At 60.9% G+C, this 14,770-nt stretch carries 11 protein-coding genes; 3 read left to right on the top strand and 8 right to left on the bottom strand.

The genetic code is table 11. The features are described from left to right. Positions 1-123 precede the first annotated feature (123 nt). The 3 genes from A3AI_RS0119385 (at position 124) to A3AI_RS0119395 (ending at position 3,385) form a co-directional block, all read left to right on the top strand. Positions 124-1,101 carry a hypothetical protein gene (locus A3AI_RS0119385; RefSeq protein ID WP_024517157.1) on the top strand — a complete coding sequence of 326 codons (978 nt, stop codon included), beginning with the start codon at positions 124-126 and terminating at the stop codon, positions 1,099-1,101. Positions 1,102-1,163: 62 nt separating this feature from the next. Then, positions 1,164-2,369 (top strand): glycosyltransferase family 4 protein, encoded by a 1,206-nt coding sequence (locus tag A3AI_RS0119390; protein ID WP_024517158.1) that lies wholly within the window; start codon positions 1,164-1,166, stop codon positions 2,367-2,369. A 17-nt stretch (positions 2,370-2,386) separates the two neighbouring features. Continuing rightward, positions 2,387-3,385 carry an NAD-dependent epimerase/dehydratase family protein gene (locus A3AI_RS0119395; protein ID WP_024517159.1) on the top strand — a complete coding sequence of 333 codons (999 nt, stop codon included), beginning with the start codon at positions 2,387-2,389 and terminating at the stop codon, positions 3,383-3,385. Between the two features lie 185 nt (positions 3,386-3,570). Here the strand turns inward: A3AI_RS0119395 and A3AI_RS0119400 are convergent, their stop codons facing one another. The 8 genes from A3AI_RS0119400 to A3AI_RS0119440 all read right to left on the bottom strand — a co-directional run bounded on the left by A3AI_RS0119400 (position 3,571) and on the right by A3AI_RS0119440 (position 14,719). Further along, positions 3,571-4,158, bottom strand: coding sequence for a sugar transferase (locus A3AI_RS0119400; RefSeq protein WP_024517160.1), 588 nt, complete (start codon positions 4,156-4,158; stop codon positions 3,571-3,573). 321 nt (positions 4,159-4,479) lie between these two features. Further along, a complete protein-coding gene (locus A3AI_RS0119405; RefSeq protein ID WP_024517161.1) occupies positions 4,480-5,556 on the bottom strand; it encodes a helix-turn-helix transcriptional regulator in 1,077 nt (358 codons plus the stop codon). Between the two features lie 389 nt (positions 5,557-5,945). Continuing rightward, positions 5,946-6,218, bottom strand: coding sequence for a hypothetical protein (locus tag A3AI_RS0119410; RefSeq protein WP_024517162.1), 273 nt, complete (start codon positions 6,216-6,218; stop codon positions 5,946-5,948). 1,325 nt (positions 6,219-7,543) lie between these two features. Next, positions 7,544-8,578, bottom strand: coding sequence for a D-alanine--D-alanine ligase family protein (locus tag A3AI_RS0119420; RefSeq protein ID WP_024517164.1), 1,035 nt, complete (start codon positions 8,576-8,578; stop codon positions 7,544-7,546). Continuing rightward, positions 8,575-9,621, bottom strand: a complete 1,047-nt coding sequence (locus A3AI_RS0119425; protein WP_245286919.1) for a putative zinc-binding metallopeptidase — start codon at positions 9,619-9,621, stop codon at positions 8,575-8,577. The genes A3AI_RS0119420 and A3AI_RS0119425 overlap by 4 nt, the downstream gene beginning before the upstream one ends. A gap of 296 nt (positions 9,622-9,917) precedes the next feature. Beyond that, the gene (locus A3AI_RS0119430; protein WP_024517166.1) at positions 9,918-11,462 is read right to left on the bottom strand and encodes a sugar ABC transporter ATP-binding protein; all 1,545 of its coding nucleotides are present in this window, start codon (positions 11,460-11,462) and stop codon (positions 9,918-9,920) included. Continuing rightward, on the bottom strand, positions 11,459-12,574 hold the full coding sequence (locus A3AI_RS0119435; RefSeq protein ID WP_024517167.1) for an SMP-30/gluconolactonase/LRE family protein: 1,116 nt from the start codon (positions 12,572-12,574) through the stop codon (positions 11,459-11,461). The genes A3AI_RS0119430 and A3AI_RS0119435 overlap by 4 nt, the downstream gene beginning before the upstream one ends. Before the next feature lie 6 nt (positions 12,575-12,580). After that, the gene (locus tag A3AI_RS0119440) at positions 12,581-14,719 is read right to left on the bottom strand and encodes an ABC transporter permease (protein ID WP_084800969.1); all 2,139 of its coding nucleotides are present in this window, start codon (positions 14,717-14,719) and stop codon (positions 12,581-12,583) included. Between the last annotated feature and the right edge of the window lie 51 nt (positions 14,720-14,770).

Consider the following 14,770-nt stretch of genomic DNA (forward strand, 5'->3'; position numbering starts at 1 on the left):
CATGGCTGGCCGACGCCTGGGCAAGCAGATGACCCTCCCTGGAGCCGGCGGCTGATGCGTGTGCTATGGATCGGGACCCCATTGACAAGCGGTAATGCGGGCAACGAAGTATTCGACGCTCGAATGATCCAAGCGCTGCGGGCGGGCGGTGTTGAGGTTAGACACGTGGCGCCGCGTCCCGTTCGGAGGGTTGCGCAGTTCAGCAACTATCTGCGGGGCATTCCGCATTATCGGGCTGCTTTTGAGTCCGAAGACAACCACCAGCGGATAACCGATGCTGCGCACGGCTGCGAGGCCGCAATCTGCTCCCGAGAGTTTTTTGACGGGCTTGCGGCCGGTCTGCATCTTCCTGTCATTCCGGTCCTGCACAACATCACCAGTTGTTCGCTTCGCGCAATATTCCCGCGAAATCCGGCAGCCCGGCCGTTCGTCTGGACCGCGGCACGCTGGGAGAGGAGCCTCTATGCGCAATATTGGCCTTTCATTGCGGTCGCGGTGCTCTCTCGGAGGGATGAAGCGTTCGTGCGCGGCCTGCGCTCAGGGTCGGTCTTGTATACGCCCCCGGGAATGCCGTCGCGCCTGAAGCTGTCTTCGAATGCGGCATTTCGGCCAGAGATGGTGATTTCGGGGACATACGACTGGTTCCCAAAACGGCGAGATCTGGCGGCATTCTCTCGCGAGCTGGCGTCAGTGCAGACGCCGATCAAGGTCGCGGTCGATGGTGCTCTTCCCGAGTTGGAGCCGCCTATCGAGAGTGGGCCGATGGTGGCGGATGCTGACGCAATCCGCATCGGACTGGTTCTCGACCGGTTCGAATCGGGATTCAAGCTGAAGGCTCAGTACTATGTTTCGCAGAACTGCATCGTGTTGTCCTATTCCGACCTGTCGGCCGATTTTGCCCAGATTCCGGACTCTGCCTTCTTTGTCCGGCGTATCACTCATGCACGCGATGTTGTGAGGGTTGCCACAGAACTGGCGGCGATCCCGGCACCGCTGTTGCGGCGCCGGATGAGCTCGTTCTCTGCGGCTTGTGCCGCTGCATTCTCTTGGGAGAAGAGCGCTCAGGTGTTGCTCGACGGGTTCCAGTCACACGAGGGTTGATGGAGACGCGACGCGCTCACAAGGTGCGAGAAGACCGTGCCGGATGGAAGGTAACGCAATCGATGAAATTGGTCGTTCACGACTATGCAGGTCATCCATTCCAGGTCGAGCTCAGCCGAGAGCTTGCGAAGCGCGGGCATGACATCGTCCACGCATTCTTCGCGGATGATCAAGGTCCAAAGGGAGAGCTTGCCCGCAGGACGGACGACCCCCCGCAGCTGTCCTTCGCATCCGTCGGCATCGGTCGGCGCTATGAAAAAGGATCCCTCCTCAGACGCAGATTCGACGATGTTACCTATGGTCGCAAGATCGCAGAGTTGATCGGACGGGAGAAACCGGACCTCGTGATCTCCGGCAATACACCAACGGAGGCTCAGGAGCGGATCGTCAAAGCCTGTCGCGCAGTACCCTGCGGCTTCGTTTATTGGCTTCAGGACTTTTACAGTGTAGCCGTTGCGCAGCTTTTGAAGAAGAAGCTGGGCCTCTTTGGAGCGGCGGTTGGCGAATATTATCGTTTGCTGGAGCGCCGCCAACTCCGCCAGGCGAACGCGATCGTTACGATCGCTGAACAGTTTCGGTCGGTCGTGGTGAATTGGACCAGGGCCGAAGAGAAGGTGTTCACGATAGAAAACTGGGGCGCGATGAACGCCATCCGACCGGACCGCAAGGACAATGAATGGGTGCGACATCACGGCCTCGTCGACACCTTCAACTTCGTCTACGCGGGAACCTTGGCTCTTAAGCATAATCCGCGCCTGCTCATCGAGCTTGCTCGCAGGACGAAGGGCTCCGCAATGGTCGTGGTCGTGAGCCAAGGCATCGGGACCGAGCGTCTCGCGAGCGCAAGACGCAGTGAAGGTCTGGACAATCTCATCTTGCTGCCGCCTCAACCGGTGGCGGAGCTCGGCCAGGTTCTCGCGGCGGCGGATGTTGCGGTTGCCGTTCTGGAACGGGAGGCAGGTGCGTTTTCCGTCCCGTCCAAAGTCCAGTCGTACATGTGCGCAGGACGCGCGATTCTGCTGGCCGCCCCTGCGGATAATCCCGCCGCGCAGGTCGTCGCGCGCGAGGAGGCGGGCATCGTCGTCGATCCGACCGATATCCCGGCATTCATCTGCGCCGCCGACAGGCTGCAACGTGATGCCGGGCTCAGGCGTCGGGCCGCGCAACGCGGCAGGACATATGCCGAGCGGACATACGAGATTTCAGAAGTGGCAAATAGGTTCGAGCGGGTGTTTTTGTTTGCTCGACGTGAGCTCGAGCAAGTCTAACCAGGGAGACAGCCTCAATGGGCAATGAGACGAAACGCTCCGCGCTGGTTTGTGGTGCCGGCGGATTCATTGGAAGTCATCTGGTAAGTCGGCTTAAGCGCGAAGAGTATTGGGTGCGGGGCGTGGATCTCAAGTTTCCTTGCTACTCGGAAACCGCGGCGGACGATTTTGTGGTCGGCGACCTGCGCGATCCGCTCGTCTGCAGGCAAATAGTGGACGGCCGTTTCGACGAGGTCTATCAGCTCGCAGCCGATATGGGAGGCGCCGGATATATCTTCACCGGCGAACACGATGCCGACGTCATGCACAATTCGGCGAGCATCAATTTGAACATGCTGGACGCCTGTCGTAAGCGAAATGTCAGAAAAGTGTTCTATTCCTCGTCGGCGTGCATCTATCCCGCCTACAATCAAACGGATCCGGATAATCCCGTCTGTTCGGAGGAGTCGGCCTACCCGGCGGCACCGGACAGCGAATACGGTTGGGAGAAGCTGTTTTCGGAGCGGCTGTATGTAGCCTACAATCGAAATTACGGAATGACGAACAGAGTGGCGCGATACCACAACATCTTTGGCCCGGAAGGAACTTGGGAGGGGGGAAAGGAGAAGGCGCCGGCTGCGGTCTGTCGGAAAGTCGCAAGAGCAGCGAACAACGGCGAGATCGAGATCTGGGGTGACGGAATGCAGACGCGGTCGTTCCTTTATATCGATGAATGTCTCGAGGGGACCATCCGGTTGGCTCGATCGGGGTTTGAGGGGCCAGTGAATATTGGATCGGAGGAAATGGTCACAATAAATCAATTGGTGGATCTCGTTGCCGACATCGCCGGGAAAAGAATCCGCAAGAAGCACATCGCGGGTCCGCTGGGTGTTCGGGGACGGAATTCAGACAATCGGTTGATCAAGGAACGGCTTGGTTGGAGGCCGTCGATGGCGTTGCGGGACGGCTTGGCGAAGACGTACGAGTGGGTCGAAAGGCAGGTCTATCGAAACGAGTTGAGGGTGGAAGCCGCGTAGACCAAGGCTGCGACCGATCGCCTCTGCCGCAGTTGGTGGGTATTGGCGGTCGGCGCCGTCTCGCGCAAGCAGGGTTTCCGCTGGTTGCGCGGGGGACCCGACCGGCAGTGATTTGTGGGATCGCGGATGACTCCATGTCCGCGAAACGCCACGGCGGCTTATACGCACATCACCTAACACATCACCTAATATGTCCCTTTCGCCCAAACCACGGCCGGGACGGTCTTCGCGATAATTGTGATGTCGCGCCACAGAGTCCAATTCTGCACATAGTCGCGATCCAGAGCGACGCGCTGTGAATAGGAGGCGTCATTGCGCCCGCTCACTTGCCACGCGCCGGTGAGGCCTGGCCGCGCGCGGAAGTAGTATTCCGCGTCCTGGCCGTACATGGTGACTTCGTCGCTGACGATCGGGCGCGGGCCGACAATGCTCATTTCGCCGCGGACAATGTTGATGACCTGCGGCAGTTCGTCGACGCTCATGCGCCGCAAGACTGCACCGACCGCAGTAATTCGCGGATCCACTTTCAGCTTGCGTGTTTGTGTCCATTCGAGCGCCGCAGCTGGCGAGGCATCGAGATGTTTGCGCAGCAGGTCGTCACTATTTACCGCCATCGTGCGGAATTTGACACAGAGGAACGGTTTCGAGTTCATGCCAATCCGGCGGTGACCGTAAAACACCGGGCCCCCGTCGGATAGCTTGACCAGGAGGGCGATCATGATGAACAGAGGCAGGAGCAGAACCGCGGCAGAAAGCGCCACCGCGAGGTCCACGGTTCGTTTGACTTCGCCACCGACTGGGCACTGCGGTGCTACTGCGCTCACCTCTTCCGCGGTAGAATCAAGTGCTGATATGCTCGTGCCCGAATGAACGCGAGAGGTACCTGCAATGTTGCTTTCAGCGGGGGTATAGCTGACGTCCGTCAGGCTAGACCTCACTTGACAGTCAAGCATGATCAGCTCTCGACCACCGCGTTGTCTTTTGCAGTAATTCTGAAGACCCAGCCGCGGTCCTACCCTGTTTGAAATAAGTTCAAGCAGTTGTGATGCATATCCGTCGCGATTTCGCTGCCGCGGGGCTTGTCCGCACGCGGATCAACCGTTCGCAAGACCGGACTCGGCGAGCAACTGCACCAGCTGCGCTTGCCGCGTCGTTGCCGTCTTCTCGAATACCGATCGGAGTTGAACCCGAATTGTTCCGGACGAAACTGCAAAATTGGACGCGAGCGCATCCACTGTCTTTCCCGCAGCGATGCCGCAGGCAACGCGAGCCTCGGCTGGCGTGAGGTCGAAGAGCCCCTGGATGAGGTCGGCGGATGGGACGCTGGACGGCACGACGGCGCTGGCGGCGAGCAGGCAGGAACCGACTTCAAAGATGTCTTGCTCCGCGGTGCCGACCGGAACAAGGTGGATGATCATGGGCGGCTGCGATCCGCACGCCGGCAGTGGCAGGGATCGAACTTGCTCGGCTGCGTCAAGCTCGAACTCCCGAAGCGCGTTGGCGAGAAGCCGGTCAGCGCGCAAAGGAACTAGGTGGACTCGATCGCGGCCGTCGCGGAAAACCTCGGGCACGAGGGAATTGAAGCGGGAGTTGGCCGCCAAGAGGGTGTGCTTGCGTGACAGAACGGCGGCCGGTCGGCCAAAATTGGTGAACGCTTCTGCCGCACCTCGTGCTCGCTGCAGGCCAAATCGTGCCGACAGCAGGACGGCCCGGGCGAGATGAGGCCGGAGCAGGTTCAGTTCGCAAATCACGGAGTCCTCGATCGGCCCGCGTTCAAATGCGCGGTCGATGGTCAGCGCCAGCAGGCCTCCCGCGGGGGCCGTTAGGACCGTCCCCGCCCACCATCCGAGACCTTTTCCTCGCAAATATCCGTAGATGGAATCCCGCTCAATTTCCTCCGGCGTGAACAGATTGTAATCACTCAGAAAGCCGACATGACTCAGCGCAGCCGCGCGCGCGATGCGCGGATCCCGCCTGATCCAACCATCCTTCACATACTCAGAAAAAACCGGCGCGATGGTCGGCGAGGCGGTCCAGCGCGTTCCATGCTCGCCGACGGAACACAGGGCACTTCCGACGGCTCCAGCCCTGGCCGCTATGAGATCCAGTAGGCCGGGCCAAAGGTCGGGGTCGGCAGCAGCTTCATAAATGTGATCGATGATGTCTTTCATGGGCAGACGGTCCGTCCTGCTTACGTACCGGCTTTCGGGGCATTCCTCAGTTTGAAATCTGCCGCAACATCATGGGTTCAACTTTGAACGTTTTGGACCCGACCGAGTTCCAAAGCTAGGCGCCGTGATAATATAATCGACCTTACGGGATGATCCGATGTGTGGCAAAAATCTGGCGAGGCAGCGCCTTGCGATCTTGATCAGACAGCCGGAGGTATGGCAGACGCGGAGAGCCAGCGACCGATCTTGATTGCACCGAAGAAGGTTGATGCGACTGCGACCGGCCAGTGCTGCGGGGGGTAGCGGGGGGCTGCTACGACGGGCGATCAACGGATCTCTAGCGCAAGGTGATCCTACAACAGCACCGTTATCCGGCACTGCGCCTGGATTCATTTGTTTTCTGAAGAAGACGACACTTTACCAGGCGATAGACGTCTGAACACAATTTGACTGAGCACGCCGAGCACGTAGCCAATCTGCAGCACGACTGCAGCTACCACCATGTCCAGCGCCATTTGCCAATAGATGGTGCTATCCCAATGATCGCAGGCCGCAATAGCAATGACGATTGGTACGATAAGCAGCAGCGCGAATGCCAATAGACGAAGCTGCAAGCCGCAAACGAGGCCAACCAGCAGCAATATAGCCGTATACCAGTGCATTGGTCCGAATGTGCGCCCTGGGCATCGTCTGGCAAGAAAGCCGAAGGCGAAACTTCCCGAATCCGCCAGCGGGCTGATAAGAGCCCACCTCCGGGGCGCATGCAAGCACGCCTTGCGATCCAGAAAGCGCCCCAGAGCGGCGGGCGCTGTGCGCGACTCCGCGGGCGCGTCGCCTCACAGCCATGGAATCCGTTTCCGGTAGTTGGGATCGGTCGGGAGCGGCGCGTCGCGCCTTCACGGAACACCGCGCCGCGTTCGAGTGCGAAGGCGCGGTTGTGGCATGAAGTACTTGTAACCGAGAGGTCTGCTTTGCCCGCGTAAGCAGAGCCGTCAGATCAGTCGGTCAGGTCCGGTTCGTGACGAGCCGACATTAAAGCCTGGGGTTGGGAGTCTTGCCGTGAGGATGCATCACGTCAACACTGGTGATCCGCAATAGAGTAACGGAGGCTGGCATGCGGGCAGCATCTCTCTATGACTTGATGCTATCCACCCGCCGCCTGCCTCCGTCCTTGGGACTCATCCCAACGTGGAGATGAAACGACAGGGCTCACGCCCATCTCAATCTCACGTGTGGGTCTCCGGTCGGTGATGAACAATCGTTGTGCGGCCTCGGCGTTCGTTGCGCAGCGCTCGAGCCAGCGAGCCACGAGAAAATCAACCCGCGCGGCAAATCGCAGTTGAGCCGCTGCCCGCACAAGCCTCGCGCCCAAGCTCTGATCGGAAGGTCTCTTGATGTTGTTGCGGGCGTTCATCTTGCCCTCCTGCCGGTACGGCGGAGGGAGCGGCCCTGCGCCGAGAGTTACACTCTTGCTTTGCGGATCAAGCCCGCTTCGAGCTCAAAATTCAGGCCCCACGTCATCACGGACACGCACGACCAATCGGCCAGCCGGATAAGCGGCCGGACGCGGGCGGCAGTCTCTGCAATGTGTGTGCGTGCGTTGTGCATTCGGTCCTCAAGAGTGCAGGCGATCTCACCCGCAACGAAACTCATAATCTAAATGCAGAGAAAATTCAGCGCGTCAAATATTTTATGTTCACGAGGTGCGGAATTTGTCGCGTGAGTAATATTCGAACAGCAGCGGAGCCGGCTGGGTTCGAAAATTTCAGGCTATGGTCAGTTCGGCGGAAGTGGTGGTTTACCTCGCGATGTCCGGTCTCCCCCGGAAGCAGAGACCAATCGGAAGGGTCGGCATGTCCGCTGTGGTCAACGCGCGACTTGGAAGGGGCAGGCGCAAAGCGAACGTTCGGTCAGGTCCGTATGTGTCAGGAGGGCCAATAGGCGACACATGAAACGGGTTTCCGGCACGCCCGTCTCGCGTTGCCTTTCAGCCCGCGGATACGCCCGATTTTGCCCGGCTTATTCCGAGTGTCAAAATGCGATGCAGCAGGTCGGGGTAGTCTAGTCCGTCATGCCGAGCCGCTGTAGCGAACTCCTGGCTCTTCGCGATTTCTGGATTGGGGTTCGCTTCAATGAAATACAAAGTGCCGTCGGCAGAGAGGCGAAAGTCGATACGCGCGTATCCATCGAGCTCCAATGTTCGGTAAATGCGTTTCGCTATTCGCTGAATACGGGCGGATACCTCCGGCGCAAGATCCTGGGCAGGCCCATCTACAATTCCGACGCGCTCCTGATACTCGGGATCGTGTTTGACTTTCTCGGTGGCTATGAGCCGTGCACCCTGGTCGCCCATGGTGCCGAATTTCAATTCCCAAACCGGCAGCACGCGCAGCCGATTGTTGCCGAGCACACCGACATAGAGCTCACGGCCATCTATATACTGCTCGGCAATGGCGGCAGTTCCGATCCGCTCGTGAATGAAGGCGACGCGCTCTGCGAGCTTCTCGTCCGTATCGACGACGGATGCCTGCGAGATGCCGCGGGATCCATCCTCGTTCAGGCTCTTGACGATCAGTGGCAGCGCAAGACGCGCTGGCCGCTTGACCTTGCGGCGCATCGGGAACACGGCGAAGGCCGGCACCGCGATCCGGCGGTAGTGCACCAACGTCTTGGACAGGTCCTTGCCGCGCGCCAAGATCAGGCCACGCGGGTTGCACCCGGTATACGGGATCTGGATCAGCTCGAGATAGCTTGCTACGTGCTGGTCATACACGACCTCATTATGAAACTGCTCCAGCAGCGTGAATACCACATGCGGCTTGAACCCCTCGATCTCGTCGCGGACCGGCTTGATTTCCTCCTGCACGCCGAGCGGGCGAACGTCATGGCCGGATGCGCGCAAGGTGCTTACGACGTCGTATTCTGTTTTCCATTCATTGATTTGCCGCGCGGTGTATCCGTCGGTAGAGTCCGGCGGCATGAAGTCCGGATGCATCAGCACAAGAACGCGCAGGCGTCTCATAATGCGATCCATTTGCGCCGCGACGGACCGAACAACGCGTGCATGGTCTTGGCGGTCAGCAGGATGGTGAAGTTGATCACAAGCTTCCGGTCGGAGCCGACGGCACGCAAATCGAGCTCGCGGCAGCGGGAGATCATGTCGTCAAGCACAGCATCAAGCGTAAGTTGGTTCTCGCCCGTCCACCGCGCAACCAGCTGCCTGATTTGAGCGCGGTGCCGCCTGATGAAGACCGAGGCCGGTTGTTGCCTGCGGTGCCGTGGATTGGCGGAAAAGAGCCGGGAGAGGTCGCGGTCGTAAGTTTTGGGTGGTTTGAAGGTGTAGAAGTCCTGTTTTTTTTGGTAGTGTTCGCCAAGCGTTTGACTCAGCTCACGCAGGGGATCGACACGCTCCCGCGTCATTATTGGCGGGCGCTTCCCGGCGATCTCTTCCATCAGCTCGTCGACATATTCGAGTTTCTTCAGCGCTGGCCAACCGGCATAGCGCGTCCGCCAGTTCGAGCGCGGCCGCAGCCACACCGCGAAAGTCTCGGCGAAATCCTCGTCGGGATGGCTCTGCGCGTACCAGAGGCGAAGATGCTGGACATAACGCCGGCTGGCCGGATTGGGACGGTAGTAGCGCGGGTAGTGTTTCGAGGACGGTCCGAACAGCTGCTGCCAACGCCGGCGGCGTTGCAGCTGGTAGGCGTGCTGCACGGCATGGCCCGCCTCATGACGGAGAATGGCCATGCACTCGGACCAAGTGCCGCCCTCGACGTCGAGCATCATTTTCTTCTCGATTTTCATCAGGCGGGGATGGGCGAGATAGAACGGGATGGCAATGCCGGGCACGTTTGCCGGACTGAACCATTCGCTCGATATCCACGCGTGTGGCCGGAGCCGGATGCCCCGCCCTTCGAGCTCTTCATAGAGAGCGCTGAGACAATCCTCGAGCCAAGTGTCTTCGACCGCAACCCTCAAACTGCTGAGGCGTTGCTTGAGCAATTGCTCGTCCGACAGCTTTTCCCAGGCATATTTCTGGCGCGGCATAGGGCTTCTGGAAGTCATAATAACTCGGCAGATAGATCGTGTCATAGGACGCTGCCGGTAACAACCGCCGAGGCTTCTCGGCCTGCCCCTGTTCGGCGGCCGGCGTCGGATTGGGGTGAAGATGCGTCTCGGCGGGGAGGGTGGCTTCTGGCGGCGCAAAACGGACATTTGACCTCACCAACGTGTCGCGGAAGGGCCAGAAGCAGCCATGGGAGGCGCAGATTGCTATCCGATCGTGGGTCTCACTTCACAAGGAACGAGTCCGCTCAACTGGTGGACAAAGGGATAGACAAGCTGCAACGGTGAAACACTTGTCAATGCACTGCCGCATACAGGATTTTGTCCTGGGTTGCTTCCGCCGCATCGAACTCGGCGACGATGCGGCCGGTGCGCGCGACCAGGATGCGATCAGAGACCGCAAGGATCTCCGGCAGATAGGATGAGATCACCACCACCGCCTTGCCCTCGTCGGCGAGCCGTCTGATCTCGGCATGGATATGCGGGATGGTTCCGACATCGACGCCGCGGGTCGGCTCGTCAAAGATGATGATCGTAGGCTCCTGGACCAGCGATTTGGCCAGCACGACCTTCTGCTGGTTGCCGCCGGACAACTCGACGATGCGCGCCTTCCGCTGCAGGGCATTGATCTTGAGACGCTCGACCCAGTAATTCGCAAGTTTTGAGCGTCGCGCCCGCGAGAGCAGGAAGCTGAAACCGGCGCGCGTCGCGAGGCTGCCGATATAGACATTGTCGTCGACAATCATGGTCTCGAAGAAGCCGTTGGCCTTGCGGTCCTCGGTGATGTAAGCGATGCCGTCGTCGATCGCTTGGCGCGGCACGCGGTAGCGGATCGGCTTTCCGCGCAGCCGGATGGTGCCGCCATTGACGAGGTTGCGCTTGAGTGCGCCGAAGATGATCTTGGCGATCTCGGTTCGCCCCGAGCCGATCAGCCCAGCGACGCCGACAACTTCGCCGGCATAGACCGAGAACGACATGTTCTTCACCACCATCCCCATGGTGACGTTCTCGACCGTCAGCACCTTCTCACGGCGCTCATGCGTCTTGCTGGCGCTGCGGCCATAAACGGCTTGCGCGACCTGGCGCCCGACCATGTTCTGCACCAGGGCATCCCGCGTCAGCGTCTTCGCCGGCGCGGTGATGACGAGCCGACCGTCGCGCAGCACGGTGATGCGGTCGGCGATCTGCAGCGATTCCTCCAGCGCGTGGCTGATGTAGATGATGGCGACGCCGCGGGCGCGCAGATCGCGCACGAGGTGGAAGAAGTGGACGATCTCCTCGGGTGTCAGGCTCGCGGTCGGCTCGTCGAAGATGATGATGCGGGCCTTGTTGTAGATCGCGCGCGCGATCTCGACCATCTGCTTCTTGGCGGTGCCGAGCAGCGCAACTGGCGTTGCCGGGTCGACATGAAAGTTGAGCGATTGCAGGAGCTGCTGCGCCTGGATGTTGAGGGTGCGGAAGCGCGTCAGCAGCTTCTCATTGCCGAGTTCGATGTTCTGAGCCGCCGTCATGGTCGGCACGAGGCTCGTCTCCTGGTAGACCATGCAGATCCCGGCCGAAAGCGCATCGCGCGGCTGCTCGAAATCAACGCGCTTGCCGTCGACGAACATCTCACCCGAGGTCAGGCGGATCGCGCCGGCGATCGCCTTGCAGAGCGTCGACTTGCCGGCGCCGTTTTCGCCGACCAGCGCATGGACCTCGCCCGGATAGAGGTCGAAGCTGACGCCCTCGATGGCATGGACGCCGCCATAGACCTTGGCGCCGTTGACGACCTTGAGGACAGGCTCGCGGGCTTGCCCGGTACCGGCCGCCGGTTCCGACAGGATTGCGGTATCGTTCATCGCAGCTCTCCCGGCTCGAGCAGCAGGCATCCCGCGCCGCGGGAGGCGATCACGGTGCCTTGCGACGTTGCGCAGGCGGAGGTGATGCCATGGAAGCGGCCGCCGGCGCGGCTGTGGATGGAGGAGGTCGGCTCGCCATTGCCATCGAGATGCACCAGCAGGCCGTAGGAGCGTGGCGGCGCCCAGGGTTTCTGGATTCCGAGCGCCTTCACGCCGCCGATCTGCATCGGCTCGAGACAGTCGGCACCGCCAGAATAGGCCGGCGCTACCCAATGGTCCGGCGGCATGCTGGCGATCATCTCGTTGCGGAAATCGTCTTCCTTCAGGACGAACTCGATCAGATGGGTGCGTCGGGCGAACAAGGCGAGGTAGAACCCGCCGCGTCCGTCGCCCTGCAGCCGCGCAGGATAGCCGGGTAGGTTGCGCAACACGGTTTGCGGCGCTGCGCTGCCGTTCCGCGGCAACGGCATGCGGCTTACGCGATGCGCCCAGCTTTCGGTGAACCAGAGCTGCCCGCTCTCGATTGCGAGCCCATAGGGATAATGCAGATCGCCCAGCAGGGTTGTGGCGCTGTCCAGCGCCGCGCCACAGACGATCAGGCGGCCATTGTGCCGCTTCTCCATCAGGTCGTGGCGCCACTCGGCAGGCGTGCGCGCGAAGCTGCCTTCCACGGCAAAGATGCGGCCGTCGGGCGCTGCCGCAACTGATAACAGGCCGGCCAGCGGGCGGCCGTCACAGTTGCGAAGCCAGTGCGGGTCAGGCTTTGCGGGATCAACCGCGGCCAATCCGTGGCCTGCCACGCAGACCAGTAGCCGCCCGTCGGGATGGAGGGCCAGCCCGCCGGCCTCGCCGGCGAATTCGAACACCAGCGCACGGTTCACAAAACCCGGGCCCGACAGTTTGATCACGCGCCTGCCCGCGGAGACGAACAGCGCACCGTCAGGCGCGGCCACGACATCGTCGAGGCCGGGCAGGGGATCGCCGATCGCCGTGCAGGCCTCCAGGCGGTCGTTCGGGCTCAGCGCGCCGTCGAGGGGCGGGATCGCATTCTGCTCGCCATCACGATTGATGACGCTTCTGATGTCCCGCATCAAATGATCAAGGAATCCCACGGCCGCTCACCTGTTCAATCTGCTCTTCGCGCCCCAATAGGCCTCATACCCGCTCCAGCCCTCGTCGACGCCGTCTAGCTTGATGCGCCCGATGCGGTTGTTCTCGAGGCCGCCGAGATAGAGATAGCCCTTGTGCTCGCGCATCGAGGTCAGCGTCGAGTGTGAGATGCCGGTCGGGTCCCACCAGGATTCCAGTGCTTCGCCCTGCTCGTTGAACTTGAGCACGCAGCCGTGATTGAGCGCCGGCGCCAGCCATTCGTCGGTCGGCACCTGTTTGACCATGCGCAGGCGGAAGCCCGGCTTGCGTGCGGCGAGGTCGAAAGTGGGCGTGCGGATACCGACCAGCGCCAGCCAGTAATTGCCGTCGGAGGCGCGGTTGATGTTGTCAGGGTTGCCCGGCAGCTCGTCGATCAGGACCTCAGTGCGTCCCTCGTTCGGGCCTTCGAGCCAGTACCTGAATATCTTGCAGAGCGAGGTCGAGGCGACCAGCAGCGACTTGCCGTCATGCGAGACACAGACGCCGTTCGGGAAATAAAAATGATTGATGATGGTACGCGTGGTCTTGGTGGCGGGATCGTAGCAGACCATGCGCCCATTTGGGCGCGCCTCGAGAATGTCGAGCGTGTTGGTCGTCATCTCGTAGCGCGTGGTGCAGTCGGAAAAATAGATCTTGCCGTCGGGGCCGATGTCGAGATCGTCAGCCATGCGCAGGCGGGAATCGTCGTTCAGCTTGTACCAGGTGCGATTGGTCTCGTCGGTGACCTTGAACACCTCGCCGTTGGGCTTGACGCCATAGACGCCCATGCCGGCGACGGCGACGATCAGATTCTCGTCCCTGTCGAACTGCATGCCGAGTGGCCGGCCGCCGATATGGGCAAATACCTCGCGCGTCTCAAGATTGGGACCGGAGAAGCGGATGATGTTGCCGTCGCGCGTCGAGCCATAGAGGCGGTCCTGCCGGTCGAGGATGACGTCTTCCGGACCCTCGACCTGGTCGAGTCCGATGGCCTGCGCTTTGATCAGCCTGTCGTTCTGCGCATAAGCCGAGCCCGAGCCCGGCTGCACCGAAGGCGCGGGCGCAAACGCCACGAAGGCCGGATTGACATAAATCTTCTGGATCGCCTTGCCGCGGTTCTTCGCCCATTTGACGTCGATGCCAACGGCCGCGAGCAGGATGATGCCGATCACGGCCGAGGTGACGTAGCCCGGGATGCCCATCCGCACCAGGCCGTTGATCAGCAGGAAGATGATCAACGCGCCGATCATGGCGCGCCAAACCGTGCCTTTGCCGCCCGCAAGCGACACGCCGCCGAGCACGACCGCGGTCAGTGCCTGAAACTCCCAGCCTACGCCGGTCGTTGAGTCCGTTGAGGATTGCCGCGCGGCATAGAAGATGCCGCTTGCCGCGCACAGCATGCCTGACAGCATATAGGTGAAGAACAGGATCAGCCGGACGCGGATGCCCGCGTGCCGTGCGGCCTTCCTGCTCGCGCCGATTGCGGTGAGGTGCCAGCCGTAGCGCGAACGCGACAGGAAGATGTGGCAAACCAAAAGCACCACGAACAGTGTTGCGGCATTGATGGGAATGCCGAGCACGCTGCCGACGCCGAGAAAATCCCAGGCGTCGCTGTCGACCGAGTTGGTCGCAAATACCTGGGCGTAGCTTGTGTTAAGCAGGTTGACGGAGGCGCGCAGGATAATCAGCGTGACCAGCGTGGTCAGGAACGGCCGCGTCTTCAAGAAGCCGATCAAAAAGCCGTTGATGCTGCCAAGTGCCGCGCCGACCGCCAGTGTTGCCGGGATCGCTAGTCCGACCGGCAGCTCCGCGACATAAAGAAAATAGAGCGCGGAGAAATTACAGAAGGCGAAGATCGCGCCAACGCTCAGATCGATGCCGCCGGAGATCAGGCAGAATCCCATGGCGAGCGCCACGAAACCGAACTCGGCAAACAGCCGCAACAGCGACAGTGTGTTCTGCACGGTCGCATAGTCGGGAACTGTCAGCGCAAAATACAGCCACAGGCAGATCATCACCGTGAAGGGGATGACCGGCTCGAACCACTGTTTGAGGAGGAGTTCCGACAAGAGCAGGCGCGGCGAAAAGCGCCTGACAGATGCAGAAAACGAATCCACCGCCATCGACATCGATGATCACCTGCTAGAGCGAAAGAAGCCAGCCCGCAGGGCGCGCGGGCT

The organism is Bradyrhizobium sp. Tv2a-2 (assembly GCF_000472425.1).
GTDB lineage: Bacteria > Pseudomonadota > Alphaproteobacteria > Rhizobiales > Xanthobacteraceae > Bradyrhizobium.

What these genes read in the sequence shown, in the direction of transcription:
- A3AI_RS0119440 (WP_084800969.1), bottom strand. Translation starts at nt 14,719, where the DNA reads ATGTCGATGGCGGTGGATTCGTTTTCTGCATCTGTCAGGCGCTTTTCG.
- A3AI_RS0119430 (WP_024517166.1), bottom strand. Translation starts at nt 11,462, where the DNA reads ATGAACGATACCGCAATCCTGTCGGAACCGGCGGCCGGTACCGGGCAA.
- A3AI_RS0119395 (WP_024517159.1), top strand. Translation starts at nt 2,387, where the DNA reads ATGGGCAATGAGACGAAACGCTCCGCGCTGGTTTGTGGTGCCGGCGGA.
- A3AI_RS0119390 (WP_024517158.1), top strand. Translation starts at nt 1,164, where the DNA reads ATGAAATTGGTCGTTCACGACTATGCAGGTCATCCATTCCAGGTCGAG.
- A3AI_RS0119410 (WP_024517162.1), bottom strand. Translation starts at nt 6,218, where the DNA reads ATGCACTGGTATACGGCTATATTGCTGCTGGTTGGCCTCGTTTGCGGC.
- A3AI_RS0119385 (WP_024517157.1), top strand. Translation starts at nt 124, where the DNA reads ATGATCCAAGCGCTGCGGGCGGGCGGTGTTGAGGTTAGACACGTGGCG.
- A3AI_RS0119420 (WP_024517164.1), bottom strand. Translation starts at nt 8,578, where the DNA reads ATGAGACGCCTGCGCGTTCTTGTGCTGATGCATCCGGACTTCATGCCG.
- A3AI_RS0119425 (WP_245286919.1), bottom strand. Translation starts at nt 9,621, where the DNA reads ATGACTTCCAGAAGCCCTATGCCGCGCCAGAAATATGCCTGGGAAAAG.
- A3AI_RS0119405 (WP_024517161.1), bottom strand. Translation starts at nt 5,556, where the DNA reads ATGAAAGACATCATCGATCACATTTATGAAGCTGCTGCCGACCCCGAC.